The sequence below is a fragment of the Neokomagataea tanensis genome, from assembly GCF_006542335.1.
Lineage (GTDB): Bacteria > Pseudomonadota > Alphaproteobacteria > Acetobacterales > Acetobacteraceae > Gluconobacter > Gluconobacter tanensis.
Window position 1 is genome coordinate 264,764 of the sequence record NZ_CP032485.1, and the last position, 17,052, is coordinate 281,815.

A 17,052-nucleotide genomic window follows, 5' to 3' on the forward strand; every position below is an offset into this window, starting at 1 on the left:
GCCCATGCGCTTTTCTGAACTCCTACGGCTCTGCGACGTCACGGCCAAACCCACAGCAGACACAAACATCACGGCAATTACCGCTGATAGCCGTACCGTATGCCCCGGTAGCCTTTTCGTGGCCTTACGGGGTGTAAAACAAGACGGCTCTGCTTTCGTGTCTGCCGCTACCAAGGCCGGTGCCTACGCCATCCTGAGCGACCACCCCCTTGCAACCGATCTACCACTTGTAGTCGTGCCCAACGCGCGCCACGTTTTGGCACGCGCGGCGGCTATACTGGCTGGGCCGCAGCCGGCCCATATCGCGGCCGTCACCGGGACAAACGGCAAAAGCAGTACGGCCGAATTTCTGCGTCAATTATGGGAGCTACAGGGACACAAAGCTGCAAGCTTGGGTACGCTGGGCTTAAAAACTAGCGTCGATATCCCTGCCCCCCCTTCTCTGACCACACCTGACCCCGTTTCCCTTGCACGAACCCTTGCCGCATTGGCAAAGGCTGGCATTACACATGTTGCACTGGAAGCTTCATCACACGGTCTCATTCAAGATCGTCTTGACGGTGTTGCGCTAGAGGCTGCAGGCTTTTCGAACCTCACCCGTGATCACCTTGATTACCATGGCACATTGGAAGCCTACCGCGCCGCAAAGCTGCGCCTCTTTGAGACGCTCCTGCCCGACACGGGCAATGCAGCCATCAACGCCGATATGGATGCAACCACTGCATCGGAACTTCATAGGATTGCCCAAAAGCGCGGTATAAACCTGCGCACTATTGGCGAGGCAGGAGAGGCCGTCCGCCTTCTCGAAACACGCCCCACGCCTCAAGGCCAGATTGTGCGACTGGCTCTCTTCGGCGAAGAACTCCCAGATATTGCGTTCCCGCTGCCGGGTCGTTTCCAAATTGAAAATGCTCTTCTTGCCGCAGCTATGATCTGGCGCAATGCGGAAGAAGCGAAAGAACTGATCAACCTCCTTCCGCGCCTGAGCGGTGTTCCAGGACGCTGTGAACGTGTCGCCGTACTCAACAATGACGCAGCAGCTTACGTCGATTACGCGCATACCTCAGACGCTCTAGCCCGAGTGCTCACTAGCCTGCGGCCACACACACAGGGGCGCCTCATTGTCGTCTTCGGTGCGGGGGGGGACAGGGATCGCGGCAAACGGCCGCTCATGGGCGAAGCTGCCAGCCAATACGCTGACCTCGCCATTGTAACGGACGACAACCCTCGAACCGAAGACCCTGCGTCTATCAGAGCAGAGATACTGGCCGCCGCTCCAAACGCACAGGAAATTCCTGATCGTCGAGATGCTATAGCAGCGGGCCTAAAAGCCCTTGAAACCGGCGATATTTTGGTTGTCGCCGGAAAAGGACACGAAAGTGGCCAAATCATCGGTCAAACTGTCTTGCCTTTCGATGACCGAACCGTCACACGCGACTTGGCGCACATGTTGTCAGAAGAACAAAAGGGTTTGTCATGACGTCACCACTCTGGACAGCAGAAGAACTGCGCAACGCGACGGGTGGCGCACTCGCGGCGGATGATGTGCAAGTTACTGGCGTTTCGATCGATACCCGCACGCTGAAAGCTGGTGATCTGTTCATTGCCCTAAAAGGCGACCACAGCGACGGGCACACCCATATCGAAGCCGCACTTGCAGCAGGTGCCGCCTGCGTCATGGTACATGACCCCCATGGTTGCATTGACCCACGCCTTTTGGTCGTTGATGACACACTTAAAGGCATGGTGGCCCTTGGTCAGGCTGCACGCCACCGCTTTACCGGAAAGGTGATTGCCGTAACGGGTAGCGTTGGCAAAACCACGACCAAAGAAATGCTGCGCACCGCACTTTCAGCCCTCGGCAAAACACATGCTGCCGTTGCATCCTTTAATAACCACTGGGGCGTTCCCCTCACTTTAGCGCGCTTGCCACGTGATGCGGCTTTCTGCGTCAGCGAGATTGGCATGAACCACGAGGGAGAAATCCGCCCATTAGCGGACCAAGTGCGCCCACACGTTGCGATCGTCACAACAGTCGGCTCTTCCCATTTGGGAAATATGGGCAGCATTGCAGCCATCGCGCGTGAGAAGGCCTCGCTCTTTGGTGCTCTGCTCGCAAAGGGCACAGCAATCATCCCAGATGATACACCGGGGCAAGATATTCTCCGTAGCGCCGCTCCAGAGGGCAGGCAGATATGGCGCAGTGGTCTGAGCCGCAACGCAGAGATTTATCTCGATGATTTGTCATGTACCGCTGCGGGAAGCACATTCACTCTCACAATGCCGCAGAGTGCAGATGACGCACCGCTCCCTGTGCACCTGACAGCACCGGGACGGCATATGGCACGAAACGCAGCCATTACTCTCGGAGCCGTTGCCGCCCTCAATGGTGACGTCACAAAAGCCGCGAAAGCCTTGACGGATTTCGTCCCCGGTGAAGGCCGCGGGGCACGGCGTACAATCCTTCAGGGCGTGACGCTTCTGGATGAAAGCTACAACGCCTCAAGCACCAGTATGCGCGCCACCATCGAGACTCTCGCGCTATTACCCGCCAAAAGGCACGTAGTAGCGTTGGGCGATATTCTTGAGCTCGGCATTTTTGCTGAAGACGAACACCGCGCCCTTGCAGATGCCGTCATTGCTGCAAAAGCAATCGCGTTTTGCTGCGGTCCTCACATGCGCTCCCTCTACGACGCGCTGCCAAAAGAACTGCAAGGTGACTACGCCCCCGATGCCCGGCAACTTGCACCTTTGCTGCACGCTTACTTAAAACCCGGTGATTTTTTACTAGTCAAAGGCAGCAATGGCAGCCGCATGCGCGACCTTGTCTCCTTCCTTGATCACGCTTGAAGAAACGGTACCCGCTCAATGCTTTTCAATTTGATCGCCTCGCACGCGCCCTCGCATGGCGGTCTGGCCAACCTGCTCCATTATTTGACATTCCGTTCAGGCGGCGCATGCCTGACGGCTCTGGTCATTTCCCTCGTTTTGGGGCGGCCCTTTATAGCGCAACTCAAACGTATCCAACGCGGCGGCCAGCCCATCAGGAGCCTTGGTCCTGAACGTCATATCGTCGAAAAAGCAGGCACCCCAACAATGGGTGGCATGTTAATTCTGATTTCACTGTTCAGCTCAACACTACTCTGGGCCGACTTATCCAATGGTTTTGTCTGGGGCGTCATGCTCACCACCGCAGCCTTTGGCGCGGTCGGCTTTGCTGATGACTACCTCAAGCTCTCCCGCCGCAACACGAAGGGTGTCTCCAAGCGCATGCGGCTGGGTTGCGAATTTGCCGCTTCTCTTTTAGCGGGAATTTGGCTCCAGCACCTCACCCCTCCCGAAATCCGCAACGCCGTCGCCTTTCCTTTTGTAAAAGACCTCCTTCTACCACTTGGCTACGCATTCCCCCTCTTCGCCATGATTACTATTACGGGCTTCGGGAATGCTGTGAATTTCACTGACGGACTAGACGGATTAGCCATCGTCCCAGTCGTCATTGCTTCACTGGTTTTTGCACTGATTGCATATCTTGTGGGCAACCACGTCTTTGCCGATTACCTACAGCTTCACCCCGTTCCCGGCACGGGCGAACTGGCCGTGTTCTGCGCAGCTTTAATTGGTGCTGGGCTTGGTTTTCTGTGGTTCAACGCACCACCAGCAGCAGTATTTATGGGCGATACAGGCTCATTATCCCTTGGCGGGGCGCTGGGTTCTATCGCTGTAGCCGTTAAGCATGAATTGGTTCTCTGCCTCGTCGGCGGTGTGTTCGTGGCAGAAACACTCTCCGTAGTAATACAGGTTTTCTGGTTCCGCCGTACCGGGCGCCGCGTTTTCCTCATGGCGCCTCTGCATCACCATTTCGAAAAGAAAGGGTGGCAGGAACCGACAATTGTTATTCGCTTCTGGATTGTGTCCATTGTTCTTGGCCTCTGCGGACTGGCAACGCTGAAATTACGGTGAACATGTCTTTTCCCAACACACTCTTCGCGGGTGAAACATTCGCCGTCCTTGGCCTCGGGCGCAACGGAGCCGCTGTCACAGCGGCTCTTTTGGCCATGGGCGCTCAAGTCCAGGCGTGGGACGATAAAAACCCTACCCTGCCACCTCAAGCAGGCTTGAAAGTTGCCCCTTTCAGAAGCCTCGAAGGCATGACGGCTCTCATCCTCTCCCCCGGCATACCCCATAAGCTCCCTGCGCCTCATCCGGTCGCCCAACTGGCTCAAGCCGCCGGAATACCCATTCTTTCCGACGCAGATTTGCTTTTCCAAGCGGTAAGACGCGCCAAGTCACAGGCTCGCTTTGCAGCTGTTACCGGAACAAACGGCAAATCAACGACAACTGCCCTGCTTGCCCATATTCTGACGGAAGCGGGCCGCCCCTGTGCCGCAGGCGGCAATTTAGGGACAGCATCACTTGCCCTCCCCCTTTTGGGTGACGATGGCGTCTACGTCATTGAGATGTCGTCTTATATGCTGGAGCGGCTTGAGCACTTCCATGCTTCCACCGCCTGCCTCCTCAATCTAACGCCCGATCATTTGGACCGCCATGGAGACATGGCCGGCTATGCATCCGCTAAAGCGCATGTTTTTGACCGTATGACGTCACAGGATCTAGCTGTCATTGGGCAGGATGATCCTTATTGCCGCACCATCGCTGACACTGTCGAGCAGAGCGGTATAAATCTCACACGCCTAGCACCCGAGAGCCTTCCGCCTTTTTCGGCACCCGCTCTACCCGGACGGCACAATCAGCAAAACATTGCCACAGCATGGGCTATGGCCCGCCACTTAGGGCTAAACGACGAAGAAATCCGTGCAGGCCTTGCCACTTTCCCCGGCTTGGCACACCGCTTGCAGGCTGTAAAAACCGTGCATGGCGTTACCTTTGTTAATGACAGCAAAGCTACTAATGCCGAGGCCACCTCGAAAGCGCTAGACGCATACCCCAAAGTGATATGGATTGCAGGTGGGCAAGCAAAATCCGGCGGAATCAGCAGCTTAGCCCCTTGGCTCAACCGTGTGTCTCATGCTGTATTAATCGGGCAAGACGCTCCTCTCCTCGCTCAGACACTCGATGAAAACAGCATCCCCTACACGGTTAGTCACACCTTGGACCGCGCAGTCATGGATGCGTATGACATCGCCCAGAAACACGCTGTCCCAGTGGTTCTTTTATCACCTGCCTGCGCAAGCTTTGACCAATTCAGAAGCTTTGAAGACCGTGGAACACAGTTCGAAGGCGCCTGCACCGCGCTGGCTGAACGCCTATCGACCACACCTAAAAGCGGGACGGTGTGAACGATGAGAAGTGAAATGTCCCGTATTAATGCCGGTGCTATCGCTCGTTGGTGGCGAAACCTTGACCGTGTCACGCTTAGCTGCGTCGGCATTCTCATCGGGCTGGGCTATATTCTGATGCTCGCCGCCAGCCCCGCCGTTGCCTCCCGTATCGGCGCTTCACGGGACATGTTCATTTTCAAACAGGTCGCCTTCCTGACTCTGGCTGGCCTTATCGTTCTCATTACATCCACATTATCACGTAGTGCTGTACGTAATTTGGCTATCTTTGGCGGCATTATCGCCTTAGGGGCGACAGCAATGACCTTGGTACACGGCATGGAGATTAAGGGAGCCCGGCGCTGGATCTCCCTTCCTCTTATGTCAGTCCAACCATCAGAATTCCTTAAACCATGCTTTGCCGTTGTAACCGCGTGGCTACTCGCCTCACGCAGGCGCATTGTCCTACGCGGCAATATCGCCTTCCCGGGTATGTTGCTCGCCTTTATCGGGTTTGGTGCTATTCTTGCACTGCTCAAATCACAGCCTGACATCGGCATGCTTTCCGTCATCACCATGGTCTTTATGACCCAGCTTTTCGTAGACGGACTGAGACTTTACTGGGTCACGCTCTGCGTTGCATCAATGGTTGGCGCGTTCGGTATGGCTTATATTGCCTTCCCCCACGTGCGCTCTCGTGTCCAACGCTTTCTCCATCCCGATGTTGGAGACCACTACCAAATCGATACAGCCCTTCGAGCTTTTGGTAATGGCGGATTGACAGGCCGGGGCCCGGGAGAAGGCCGCGTAAAAGACATGTTGCCAGACGCACATGCGGACTTTGTTTTCGCCGTTGCCGGTGAGGAATACGGCCTCTTACTCTGCGTAGGTATCATTGTTGTTTTCGGCACCATCGTCATTCGCACGCTCCTCAAAGCTATGCGTGAGGATGATCCTTTTATCATCATCGCAACCTCAGGTCTGGTCACAGGCTTTGGGCTGCAAGCCTTCGTCAATATGGGGTCCACGCTTCACCTCATTCCGACCAAAGGCATGACGCTACCCTTCATTTCCTACGGTGGTAGTTCCGCCATGTCCGTCGCGCTGACTATGGGAATGGTACTAGCCCTCACCCGCCATCAAGTCGGCCCAAGTAAAGTCGTGCAGGCAGCAAACGCTCCTTTACATCCTACAACATTCCAAGATGCACCCCTGATCGAAGGACGCCGGTCATGAACCGTCCCATCGTAATTGCCGCAGGTGGAACCGGCGGCCATTTCTTCCCTGCCGAAGCCGTAGCTACGGTTCTGGCTGAACGCGGCCACGACCTCATCCTCATGACCGATGCCCGGCACGGCAGGCGCGAGACCGGTCTATTTGCCAACCGCCCTCAATATGTTTTGGACGGCGCTGGCGTCGCTGGCAAAGGATTAAAAGGCAAGATCAGCGGTGGAACTGCTCTTCTCAAAGGCATCGTTACTGCCCGCAAACACCTTGCCTCGCTTAATGCAGCGGCTGTCGTTGGTTTTGGCGGCTATCCGTCCATTCCACCGCTGCTTGCTGCACGCCTTCTCCCCGCGCATAAACGCCCATTAATGGTGATCCACGAAGGCAACGCTGTTTTAGGGCAAGCCAATGCCCTCATCGCGCGCTTCAATCCGATTATTGCAACATCGTACACGCATGTAGCCCGTTTGCCGGATAGCGTTGAACACCAAAGAACAGGCATGCCCGTCCGTCCCGGCATTGAAGCATTGCTTGATGTTCCCTACTCGGCACCGACAGAGACAATCAATTTGCTGGTATGGGGTGGCTCATTGGGGGCTTCCATTTTTTCGACCCTCGTACCACAAGCCATTGCCGCTTTACCGGCCGAACTTCGGGCCCGTCTGCACGTTACACAACAGGTCAGAGGGAACGATTTGGAAAACGTGAAAAACCTTTACGCACAATCTGGCGTATCCTGTCACGTCGAGTCATTTTTTCACGACGTGCCTGAACGCCTCAAATCTGCGCATCTGGTTATCGGTCGCGCTGGTGGGTCTTCTGTTGCAGAACTCGCCATGGCTGGCCGTCCGTCGCTCCTCGTCCCTCTCCCTATTGCCGCATCTGATGAACAAGGTGCAAACGCACAGGCTCTCGAAGACGTGGGCGCCGCTTGGATGATACGCCAGGCAATCCTCACCCCCGCGCTGTTGACGGAACGCCTGATAGCGTTACTTACACACCCGGAACAGCTCAGCGCAGCAGCCGCTGCCGCCCGTTCATTCGCCACCCCGCGCGCCGCAGAGCGCGTTGCTGACCTTATTACCGCCGCTTTATCGCACTAAAGCATACTCCAAGCCTCATTACCGCCACCTTAGACGACCGAAAGTATTTTCTCTCATGCGTGCCCTACCTCTTAACATTGGAACACTTCACTTCGTCGGCATAGGCGGTATCGGCATGTCCGGCATTGCGGAAGTTCTGCATATGTTAGGGTATAAAGTACAAGGTTCGGACATTGCTGAGAGCGCAAATGTACAGCGTCTGCGGCAAGCTGGCATTGTGGTGCATATCGGCCACGACGCGCAAAATTTAGGTGATGCACAAGTGGTCGTCACCTCAACTGCGGTAAAGCGCGACAACCCGGAAGTTGTTGCCGCGCGCGCAAAGCTCATTCCGGTTGTCCGTCGCGCCGAAATGCTTGCAGAACTGATGCGCCTGAGATGGTCTATTGCCATCGGCGGCACGCACGGGAAAACAACGACAACCAGCCTTGTAGCCTGCGTGCTTGAACAGGCACGCCTAGACCCAACCGTCATCAATGGCGGCATCATCGAGGCCTACGGCACCAATACACGCATGGGGTCCGGGGACTGGATGGTCGTTGAAGCAGATGAAAGCGACGGATCGTTCCTCCGCCTCCCTGCTGTAATTGCCGTCGTCACAAACATGGACCCCGAGCACCTTGATCATTGGGGTACGGAAGCCGCCATGCAGGCTGGCTACGACCAGTTTGTCTCTAACATTCCTTTCTATGGCTTTGCGGTTCTTTGCGTCGACCACCCGCAAGTACAGCAGATGATCCCCCGCCTGTCTGACCACCGCGTCATTACTTATGGCTTCAGCCCACAAGCGGATGTACGGGCCGAAAAAGTCGTTATGGACAAGCGCGGCGCAACGTTTGAGGTCGTTGTGACGAACCGGGCGCGCAACCGCTCCCGCAGGGCCGGGCCTTTCCGCATTCCGATGCTTGGCCATCACAACGTTTTAAATGCGTTAGCAGCCATAGCAGTCGCGCTGGAAATGGAAATTAACGATTCCGTTATTGCTTCCGGCCTCGCATCCTTCCGTGGTGTAAAACGTCGTTTTACAAAAACTGGCGAACATAACGGCATCACGATTATTGATGATTACGGCCACCATCCGGTAGAAATCGCAGCTGTTCTTAAAGCCGCGCGTCAAGCAGACGCAAAAAACGTTATTGCCGTAGTACAGCCACATCGTTATTCACGTCTCAAAGGGCTTTTTAACGAATTTTGCACTTGTATGAACGATGCTGATACCGTGATTGTTGCTGATGTCCACGCTGCTGGTGAGAGCCCTATCGAGGGCGCAGACCGTGATTCTCTCGTAGAGGGACTGCGCGATAACGGCCATCGTTCGGCCGTGCCCTTGCCTAGCCCAGAACTGCTCCCGGAAATGATCAACGCGATTGCTAAGCCCGGAGACTACGTTGTGTGCTTGGGTGCCGGCACGATCACGTATTGGGCACAGGCCCTGCCGGAACAACTCGCAGCACTGCAAAACAGCACCTCCCACAAGGTCTCTCAGGCATGACGGCGCTAGACAGCACCGCCCCCGACTTTACAAAAAACCTACGTGGCCGCTTGAAGGCGGCCGCACCTCTCGGGCCACGTTGCTGGTTTCGCACAGGCGGCCCGGCCGATTGGCTTTTCGTCCCCGAGGACGAAGATGACCTCGCGACCCTCCTCAAAAACCTTCCCGAAAATATTCCCCTAACGGTACTGGGCGCCTGCTCGAACGTGATTATCCGTGATGGAGGCTTGGAGGGCGTTGTCGTTAAACTGGCGCGCGGCTTTGCAGACATTCAGGTGGAAGAAAACGGTATCATCGCAGGCTCTGCCGCATTGGACATAACCGTAGCGGAGCACGCAGCAGCAGCCAGCCTTGATGGGTTGGCATTCTTAAGCGGTATCCCCGGTTCCATTGGCGGCGCAATCCGCATGAACGCGGGCGCTTACGGCTCTGATATCGCCACAGTGTTTGACTGGGCAGACATCATGCTCCCGAACGGGAACGTCAAACGCTTCACAGCTCAAGAACTCGCATTTGCCTACCGCTACGCCCAGATGCCAGAGCGTTCTGTCGTCCTGCGCGCCAGACTGCATGCGACGCGGGGCGATACGCAGTTAATTCGACAGCGTATGGACGAGATCAAAGCCTCGCGTGAGGCATCTCAGCCCGTCCGAGCACGCACGGGAGGCTCAACCTTCCGCAATCCTGATGGGCATAAAGCTTGGGCACTTATTGACGAGGCAGGGTGCCGCGGGCTGCTTCAGGGCGGCGCGCAAATGAGCGAAAAACACTGTAATTTCATGCTAAATTTGGGCGAAGCTACCAGCACAGATTTGGAAACACTCGGAGAAACCGTGCGGCAGCGCGTCTTGCAGCATAGCGGGATTGATCTTCACTGGGAGATTAAGCGCATTGGCCGTCATTCACTCCCTGCTCAAGAAGGACAGAAACCATGAAAGTTGCCGTTCTCTATGGTGGCACGTCCAACGAGCGCCCCGTCAGCCTTGTGTCTGGCAAAGCAGCAATCGCCGCTCTGGAAGAAAAAGGCCACACTGTCACCCCTGTTGACGTCGGCCCGGACATCGCTGCAACGATCGCGGCCTTGCGCGCAGCAGCACCGGACGTCGTTTTCAACGCCCTGCACGGCCCCTTAGGAGAAGACGGTGCTATTCAGGGCGTTTTGGAGTGGCTGGGTCTGCCTTACACACATTCTGGCATACGCGCCTCAGCAGTTGCTATGAACAAAGAAGCAACCCGCTTGCTCCTAGCCTCCGCAGGCTTACCCATTGCCACTGGCAAAGTCGTCTCCACAGACGAACTGGCAGCAGCAGATCCCCTTCCGGTACCCTACGTCATCAAGCCGATTGCGGAAGGCTCCTCTGTCGGTGTCGAGATTATCCGGGAAGGCGATAACCGGCGTGAAGAAATTGCCCGCACATGGCGGTTTGGCACACAAGCACTCGTAGAACGCTTTATACCCGGCCGTGAATTGACCACGGCAGTAATGGGCGACCGTGCTTTGGCTGTAACGGATATCCTCCCGTCAGAAACAGCCGCTTTCTACGACTTCGAGGCGAAGTATAGTGTCGGGGGCTCCCGCCATGTTCTCCCAGCAGACTTGCCGGAAGAAATCACCGCACAGGCCCTTGAGGTCGCTTTACGCGCTCATCAGGTTTTAGGCTGCAGGGGAGCAAGCCGTACGGATTTCCGTTACGATGACGCGAAAAAAGAACTCATCATTTTAGAGGTCAATACCCAACCGGGACTGACGCCAACTTCGCTTCTGCCAGAACAGGCGGCTTATTGTGGTATTTCGTACCCCGATTTGTGCGACTGGATGATCAATGAGGCACTGACGTTCTAATGCAGCGTGATCCGCGCCACGATCAGGTTATTCGGCCGCCTTCGCCAGAGCCATGGCGGAGCCACGCCGTGCATCACGATTACGCGCAGACTATTCATACCGGCAGCAATCCCAACGACGACCGCCCGTCCCGTTTCAAACTCGTGCTCAGGCGTATACGCCGCCTCATAAAGCCGGGATTTGTTGTATTAACGGTTCTTGTTCTTGGCGGCGGTGCCGTGCACCTCGTTCATTTAGCAGCGTCTGAGGAGCGGTTTGCCCCGCTGCGGGCACGATTAGTCGCAATGGAGCCGCTGCCTGTTAAGCATATCGTCGTAAATGGTCGGCATATTATAAGCCAGCAAACCATTGAAACGGCACTCGGTGTGAAAATCGGACAACCTCTCTTTAGTTTCTCGGTGGAAACAGCACGCGCACGCGTCAACGCCTTGCCACTTGTCGAGCAGGCCACCGTCGTAAGGCGGATGCCGGACACTATTATTGTTAACATTACAGAACGGACGCCGGTTGCTGTCTGGCAAAATCACGATCATTTTTCTTTAATTAATCAGGCTGGCGAAGCTGTCTCGGGCCAAGGCGCCGTCGGACAAGATTCCGAAATATTCCGCAGCCTGCCACTCATTGTCGGTGACGGGGCCAACACTGCAGCTACAAGCCTGTTTGATGCCGCAGCAGCTTTTCCGGACATACGAAGCCGTATCACCGCCTATGTCCGTGTCGGCGGTAGACGCTGGGACATCGTCCTACGCAATGGCACAACAGTAATGCTCCCTGAAGATGAAGAAAAGCCAGCCTTTGCGCGTCTGCAACAATTTCAGGATAGTATGAAACTACTAGACCGCCCTATCGTTTCTATTGACATGCGCCTGCCGGACCGCATGGTTATACATCCGCCGCCACCCCCGACGCCGCCAACGGCCCCTCCCACTGCCCCAGAGGGCAGCAATCAGACAAAGCCGCAATGACCGAAACACTTCCCGGCACTGAACATTCTTTTTTCCGTCGCAGGGGCGGCATGCGTGGGCGCGCGCTTTCGACACCGGAACATCCCGTCGCACACAGCCGTGACACACGCAACGTCCTGACATTACCGCCGGAAGAAACCCGTCCCACCCCCGCATGGCGCAGCGGGGTTTTTGGCGTTCTAGACATTGGCAGCACAAAAATGACCTGCCTCATCGGGCGGGGCGAGCCCGATGGCAGCCTGAACGTTCTAGGCTATGGCTGGCGCAGGGCTCACGGCATCCGCTCAGGCTCGATCGTCGACGTCCGGGAGGCAGAAGCGGCCATCCGCGCGACTGTAGGTCAGGCAGAGGACGCTGCCGAAAAACGCATGGACGCACTGACAGTCAACCTCTCAGGCGGGCACCCTGCCAGCCGATGGATTGATGTGCACCTCCCCATTGGTGGCCGCGAGGTCACAGCCCATGATGTTGACCAGTTGCGGGTCGATGCGAAGGCACGCGCTTGGGCGGAAGGGCGCTCTATCATTCACAACATTCCGCTTGGATATCTTGTGGACGGCATGGCCGGGGTAACAGACCCGCGCGGCTATCAGTGCACAGAACTCTCGGCACGCTTCCACATTGTGGATATGCACTCAAGCTCTTTACGCACTCTTGATACAGTTTTGCAAAGGGCTGAACTCCGCTTGGACGGGCTCGTTTCCAGCCCCTTTGCATCAGCCTTATCAGTCTTAAGCGACGAAGAAAGAGACTTAGGCGTAACGGTCGTTGAAATGGGCGGCGGTACAACGTCTCTGTCTGTATTTCTTGAAGGACGCTTGCTCCATATTGCACAAATCCCAGTCGGCGGCCTTCACGTCACTCGCGACATTGCAAGCGCCCTCTCAACATCTTTGGATACAGCAGAGCGCCTGAAAACCCTCTTTGGCGCAGCGCAGCTCGGCTCCGACGATCAGCGCGAAATGCTTTCAATCCCACTGATTGGAGAGAGCCGGGACCGCTTGGCACGCGTACCACGCGCGCGATTAATAAGTTTCATAGAACCCCGCATCGCAGAGACACTTGAGTTGGTCCGTAACGCCCTTGACACCTCTGGCTTAGGCGGCATGGCCAATACACGAGTCGTTTTGACGGGCGGTGCGTCATTGATGGAAGGGCTCGTCCCTGTAGCCAGTCGTATTCTCGGGCGCTCAGTCAGACTTGGCCGCCCGCTGAATATTCATGGCTTACCCGAAAATGATGCAGCTTCCGCTGGTTTTTCAACCGTTTCCGGGCTTTTGGCTTGGGCGGCTGGCGCGGACCGCAACTTTGCCCATACGCCAATCACAGAAACCGCACCAAACAACCTTTTCCAACGTCTTGTAGGCTTCATCCGCGATCGTGGATAGGCTAAAGATTTTAAATAACTTCCGCCCTTGCGCCCCCTACTGAAGTTCTGGATCCGAGCATGACACTTAATCTGACCCCGACCCCAAACTCGCATGTCGAACTTGCTCCACGAATTACCGTCATCGGTGTAGGTGGTGCTGGTACGAACGCCGTCAATAACATGATCGACTCAGGGCTTAAGGGCGTTGAATTTGTCGTTGCCAACACCGATGCTCAGCAGTTGGCGCACTCAAAATCTGAACGCCGCGTGCAGCTTGGCCCACACCTGACGCGAGGCCTAGGCGCTGGTGCGAAGCCTGAAATCGGCCGTGAGGCTGCTGAAGAAGCCGCCCAAGAAATTGACCGCCAGATCGAAGGTGCAAACCTTGTTTTCATCACCGCCGGCATGGGCGGCGGCACAGGCACAGGTGCGGCCCCCGTTGTAGCCCGCATGGCGCGTGAGCGTAAAATCCTTACTGTCGGTGTTGTTTCGAAGCCTTTCAATTTTGAAGGCAGACGCCGCGCCCAGTTGGCCGATCAGGGCATTGCCGAACTGCAAAAGCACGTCGACACGCTGATCGTCATTCCAAACCAGAACCTCTTCAACTCGGCCAACCAGAATACGACATTCCGCGAAGCCTTCCAGATGGCGGATAACGTCCTGAACATGGGCGTACGCGGCATTACTGACCTCATGGTTTCCCCCGGTCTGATCAACCTCGACTTCGCCGACGTCCGCGCTGTCATGGAAGAGATGGGCAAGGCCATGATGGGTACGGGCGAAGCCTCCAGCGCCGAGGACGCCGAAGACCGAGCCATCGCGGCAGCAGAGCGCGCCATTTCCAACCCGCTGCTTGAAGATGCCTCTATGGCAGGCGCACGCGGCTTGCTGATTAACATTACCGGCGGCGAAGACCTTACATTGTACGAAGTAAACGCAGCTGCAGACCGTATCCGTGAAGAAGTTGCAGAAGACGCGAACATCATCTTCGGCGCTCTAATTGACGAAAATCTGAACGGCCGTATCCGCGTCTCCGTCGTTGCGACTGGCATTGACACGCGTGCAGCCGCGGATGAGCAGCCTGAGCCTGTTGTAGCACAACCAACACAACAACCCGCGCCCTCCCCGAGCAATAACGCGCATGGCAATGCAGCCCCACAAACAGCGCATCGTGCACCGGGTGCATATTCTCCGGGTTCGACTTATGCTGGAGGTGCACGGCCAAATTTTAACTTAGACCACAGCGCGCCTGCACAACCTTCCGTGCAGCCCGCTGAGCAAAATCAAAATAACCAACACTCTCCTAGTGCCGCGCCAACACAGCACAAGGCTGAACCCGCGCATCATACTCACGCGCAACACCAGCAAGAACCGCAAAATCGTTCGCAGCATTCAGCACTGTTCACGAACACCCAGCAGCATCAGCAACCGCAGCAGCAACCTGAAGTGCAGCCTCGCAGCCTGTTCGGCCTCGTTACAGGCGCCTTCCGCAGCCGCCCTGCACCACAGCATGCACCCGCACAGCGTACGGAGCCCCATGCAAACGAGCATACGCACGCTCACCCCCCTCGTCAGGATCACCAGCCTGAGCGCCCACGCCCCTCAGACACACCTGACGATGGCACATTGGACATTCCAACATACCTTCGGCGCTGAAACGCGCCGGGTAATATCCCGCAATAATCATTGACTGGCACCTACCCTGCATCTGCCTCTATACGACAAGCTGACCGGTTGTTCATCACCCGGACCACTATGGAGAGAGATGCAGGTGACAGGCTTCCAAGATGCAAAAACAGCGAAAGATATTCCCTTTCTGCCGTCCTTCTTGACGCCTGATTCCCAGCCGCAAATGCCAAGCCAGCAAACAACACTAGCCAACAGCATTCGCTGCCGCGGCATTGCCTTACATAGCGGCATCGTAGTTGACCTTGAGCTTCGCCCCGCTCCGGCAGACACAGGGATCTGCTTTCTACGTACCGACAAACCCGGCACTCCGGCTTTCCCAGTTCGCGCGGACACAATTGTAGACACGCAGCTCTCTACAGTCGTTGCTTGGGAAAAAGACCCCTCGGTCCGCGTCGCTACCATTGAACATCTCATGGCAGCCCTCAGCGCACTCTGTATTGATAATGCGGTTATCGCCGTTTCGGGCCCTGAAATGCCGGTTCTGGATGGCTCATCAGCCGAATTCTGCTTCCTTATTCAATGCGCAGGCACGAAAACCCTCGATGCCGCACGGCGTACAATCGAAATTCTCCGCCCTGTGCGCGTCGAGGATGAAAGTGGCGCCTTCGCTGAGCTGCGCCCATCCCATAGTGGTTTGGCACTTGCTATTTCACTGAGCTTCTCCGCGCAGGCAATCGGTAGCCAGCGTTACGCCGTTCAACTTTCACCAGAACGTTTTTTGAACGAACTGGCCTTCTGCCGTACCTTCGTGAATCGTTCAGACATTGAGCACCTGCAAAGCATCGGGCTAGCAAGAGGCGGCTCATTAGATAATGCTATCGTCGTCGATGACGAAAAAATCTTAAATCCGGCAGGGCTACGTATTGAGCGCGAGTTTGCGCGGCATAAACTTCTTGACGCTGTCGGTGACCTGTACTGCGCGGGGCGGCGCATCCAAGGCGGCTTTATTGGCCACAAATCTGGCCACCGGATTAATAATCTTCTACTTCGTGCCGTTTTTGCTGACCAACGCAACTGGCGCCTTCAGCCGATTCCGTCGGTTCAAAGCGCAAAAACCATGCAACAACCTTCTTATGTTGCAGCTTAAGGGGCCTTGCGGGTCTTTCGTCGCCGCAATCCCGTGATATAAGACACTTTCCACGGGAAGAGCAGGTATGACCAACAGCACTCAGCGTCGTTTTTCTCTCGCGCTTACGCAGCGTACGTTCTCTCGCAACGCGGCCATGATTGGCGCTGCGATGCTCTTGTCAGGCTGCTCTTTGTTTTCACACAAAGACGGCCCCGCTGCGATTCCCAAAACAGCCGATGCCGAAACGCTGTATAATTACGGGATCGATGCTCTGCATTCTGGTCGCTATCAGCTAGCATCTGGTGAGTTTGAACTTCTCCAGCAGAACTACCCGTATTCTGGCTTCACCGGAAATGCCGAACTGATGGAAGGGTACTCCTACTACCTGCAAGGAGAGTATGCTCTTTCAGTTCAACAGCTGGAACGCTATTTGCAGCTTCACCCCACCAGCCCAGATGCAGCTTACGCGTTCTATCTCCGTGCATTGTGCTATTATGAGCAGATCGCTGATGTGCAACGTGACCAGCAAGGTACCGTTGAAGCTCTGAACGCCTTGGAAGAAGTAGTAACTCGCTTCCCCCAAACATCATACGCACGTGACGCCCAACTGAAAATTGACCTCTGCCGCGACCACCTTGCAGGCAAAGAGATGCTCGTCGGTCGTTGGTACCAAGAACAACGCAACTACGAAGCCGCCTTAACGCGCTATCAGCGCGTTGTGCAGGACTTCCAGACAACAAACCATACGGCTGAAGCACTGGAGCGCTTGGTCGAAGTATATCTCGCACTCGGCCTGACTGGCCAAGCTCAACAGACGGCTTCAGTCTTGGGATATAACTATCCCGATAGTGCGTGGTACCACGACGCCTACTCAAATCTGCGAAGTGCAGGACTTCTATCAACAGATATGAAAACACCTGCCACAAATGCACAAAAAGATTCAGAGTCACGCGGTTTCTTCTCCCGCGCGTGGCACAGCGTTTTCTAATAAGCCGCGCCGCTGGCGCACGCCACAAGCT

General features: G+C 56.0%; 14 protein-coding genes. All 14 read left to right on the plus strand.

What is annotated here, in order from left to right:
* Nucleotides 1-4: 4 nt before the first annotated feature.
* The 14 genes from D5366_RS01270 to D5366_RS01335 all read left to right on the plus strand — a co-directional run bounded on the left by D5366_RS01270 (nt 5) and on the right by D5366_RS01335 (nt 17,021).
* On the plus strand, nt 5-1,480 hold the full coding sequence (locus tag D5366_RS01270; RefSeq protein WP_141491958.1) for a UDP-N-acetylmuramoyl-L-alanyl-D-glutamate--2,6-diaminopimelate ligase: 1,476 nt from the start codon (nt 5-7) through the stop codon (nt 1,478-1,480).
* A complete protein-coding gene (locus tag D5366_RS01275) occupies nt 1,477-2,850 on the plus strand; it encodes a UDP-N-acetylmuramoyl-tripeptide--D-alanyl-D-alanine ligase (protein ID WP_141491959.1) in 1,374 nt (457 codons plus the stop codon). Before D5366_RS01270 ends, D5366_RS01275 begins: the two co-directional genes overlap by 4 nt.
* A gap of 18 nt (nt 2,851-2,868) precedes the next feature.
* Entirely contained in the window at nt 2,869-3,960 is a 1,092-nt protein-coding gene (mraY, locus tag D5366_RS01280) for a phospho-N-acetylmuramoyl-pentapeptide-transferase (RefSeq protein WP_141491960.1), read from the plus strand.
* A 2-nt stretch (nt 3,961-3,962) separates the two neighbouring features.
* A complete protein-coding gene (gene murD / locus D5366_RS01285) occupies nt 3,963-5,297 on the plus strand; it encodes a UDP-N-acetylmuramoyl-L-alanine--D-glutamate ligase (RefSeq protein WP_141491961.1) in 1,335 nt (444 codons plus the stop codon).
* A gap of 15 nt (nt 5,298-5,312) precedes the next feature.
* Entirely contained in the window at nt 5,313-6,512 is a 1,200-nt protein-coding gene (locus D5366_RS01290) for an FtsW/RodA/SpoVE family cell cycle protein (protein ID WP_240775284.1), read from the plus strand.
* Nucleotides 6,509-7,606 (plus strand): undecaprenyldiphospho-muramoylpentapeptide beta-N-acetylglucosaminyltransferase, encoded by a 1,098-nt coding sequence (murG, locus tag D5366_RS01295; RefSeq protein WP_141491963.1) that lies wholly within the window; start codon nt 6,509-6,511, stop codon nt 7,604-7,606. The genes D5366_RS01290 and murG overlap by 4 nt, the downstream gene beginning before the upstream one ends.
* A gap of 55 nt (nt 7,607-7,661) precedes the next feature.
* Nucleotides 7,662-9,098 carry a UDP-N-acetylmuramate--L-alanine ligase gene (gene murC / locus D5366_RS01300; protein ID WP_141491964.1) on the plus strand — a complete coding sequence of 479 codons (1,437 nt, stop codon included), beginning with the start codon at nt 7,662-7,664 and terminating at the stop codon, nt 9,096-9,098.
* A complete protein-coding gene (gene murB / locus D5366_RS01305; RefSeq protein WP_141491965.1) occupies nt 9,095-10,033 on the plus strand; it encodes a UDP-N-acetylmuramate dehydrogenase in 939 nt (312 codons plus the stop codon). Before murC ends, murB begins: the two co-directional genes overlap by 4 nt.
* Entirely contained in the window at nt 10,030-10,941 is a 912-nt protein-coding gene (locus D5366_RS01310; protein WP_141491966.1) for a D-alanine--D-alanine ligase, read from the plus strand. Before murB ends, D5366_RS01310 begins: the two co-directional genes overlap by 4 nt.
* Nucleotides 10,941-11,906 (plus strand): cell division protein FtsQ/DivIB, encoded by a 966-nt coding sequence (locus D5366_RS01315; RefSeq protein ID WP_141491967.1) that lies wholly within the window; start codon nt 10,941-10,943, stop codon nt 11,904-11,906. Before D5366_RS01310 ends, D5366_RS01315 begins: the two co-directional genes overlap by 1 nt.
* Entirely contained in the window at nt 11,903-13,294 is a 1,392-nt protein-coding gene (gene ftsA, locus D5366_RS01320) for a cell division protein FtsA (protein WP_141491968.1), read from the plus strand. The genes D5366_RS01315 and ftsA overlap by 4 nt, the downstream gene beginning before the upstream one ends.
* 59 nt (nt 13,295-13,353) lie before the next feature.
* Nucleotides 13,354-14,931, plus strand: a complete 1,578-nt coding sequence (gene ftsZ, locus D5366_RS01325; RefSeq protein WP_141491969.1) for a cell division protein FtsZ — start codon at nt 13,354-13,356, stop codon at nt 14,929-14,931.
* A 109-nt stretch (nt 14,932-15,040) separates the two neighbouring features.
* Nucleotides 15,041-16,051: a UDP-3-O-acyl-N-acetylglucosamine deacetylase gene (lpxC, locus tag D5366_RS01330; RefSeq protein ID WP_141491970.1), complete on the plus strand. Its 1,011-nt coding sequence runs from the start codon at nt 15,041-15,043 to the stop codon at nt 16,049-16,051.
* Nucleotides 16,052-16,118: 67 nt separating this feature from the next.
* Nucleotides 16,119-17,021: an outer membrane protein assembly factor BamD gene (locus D5366_RS01335; protein ID WP_141491971.1), complete on the plus strand. Its 903-nt coding sequence runs from the start codon at nt 16,119-16,121 to the stop codon at nt 17,019-17,021.
* Nucleotides 17,022-17,052 lie beyond the last annotated feature (31 nt).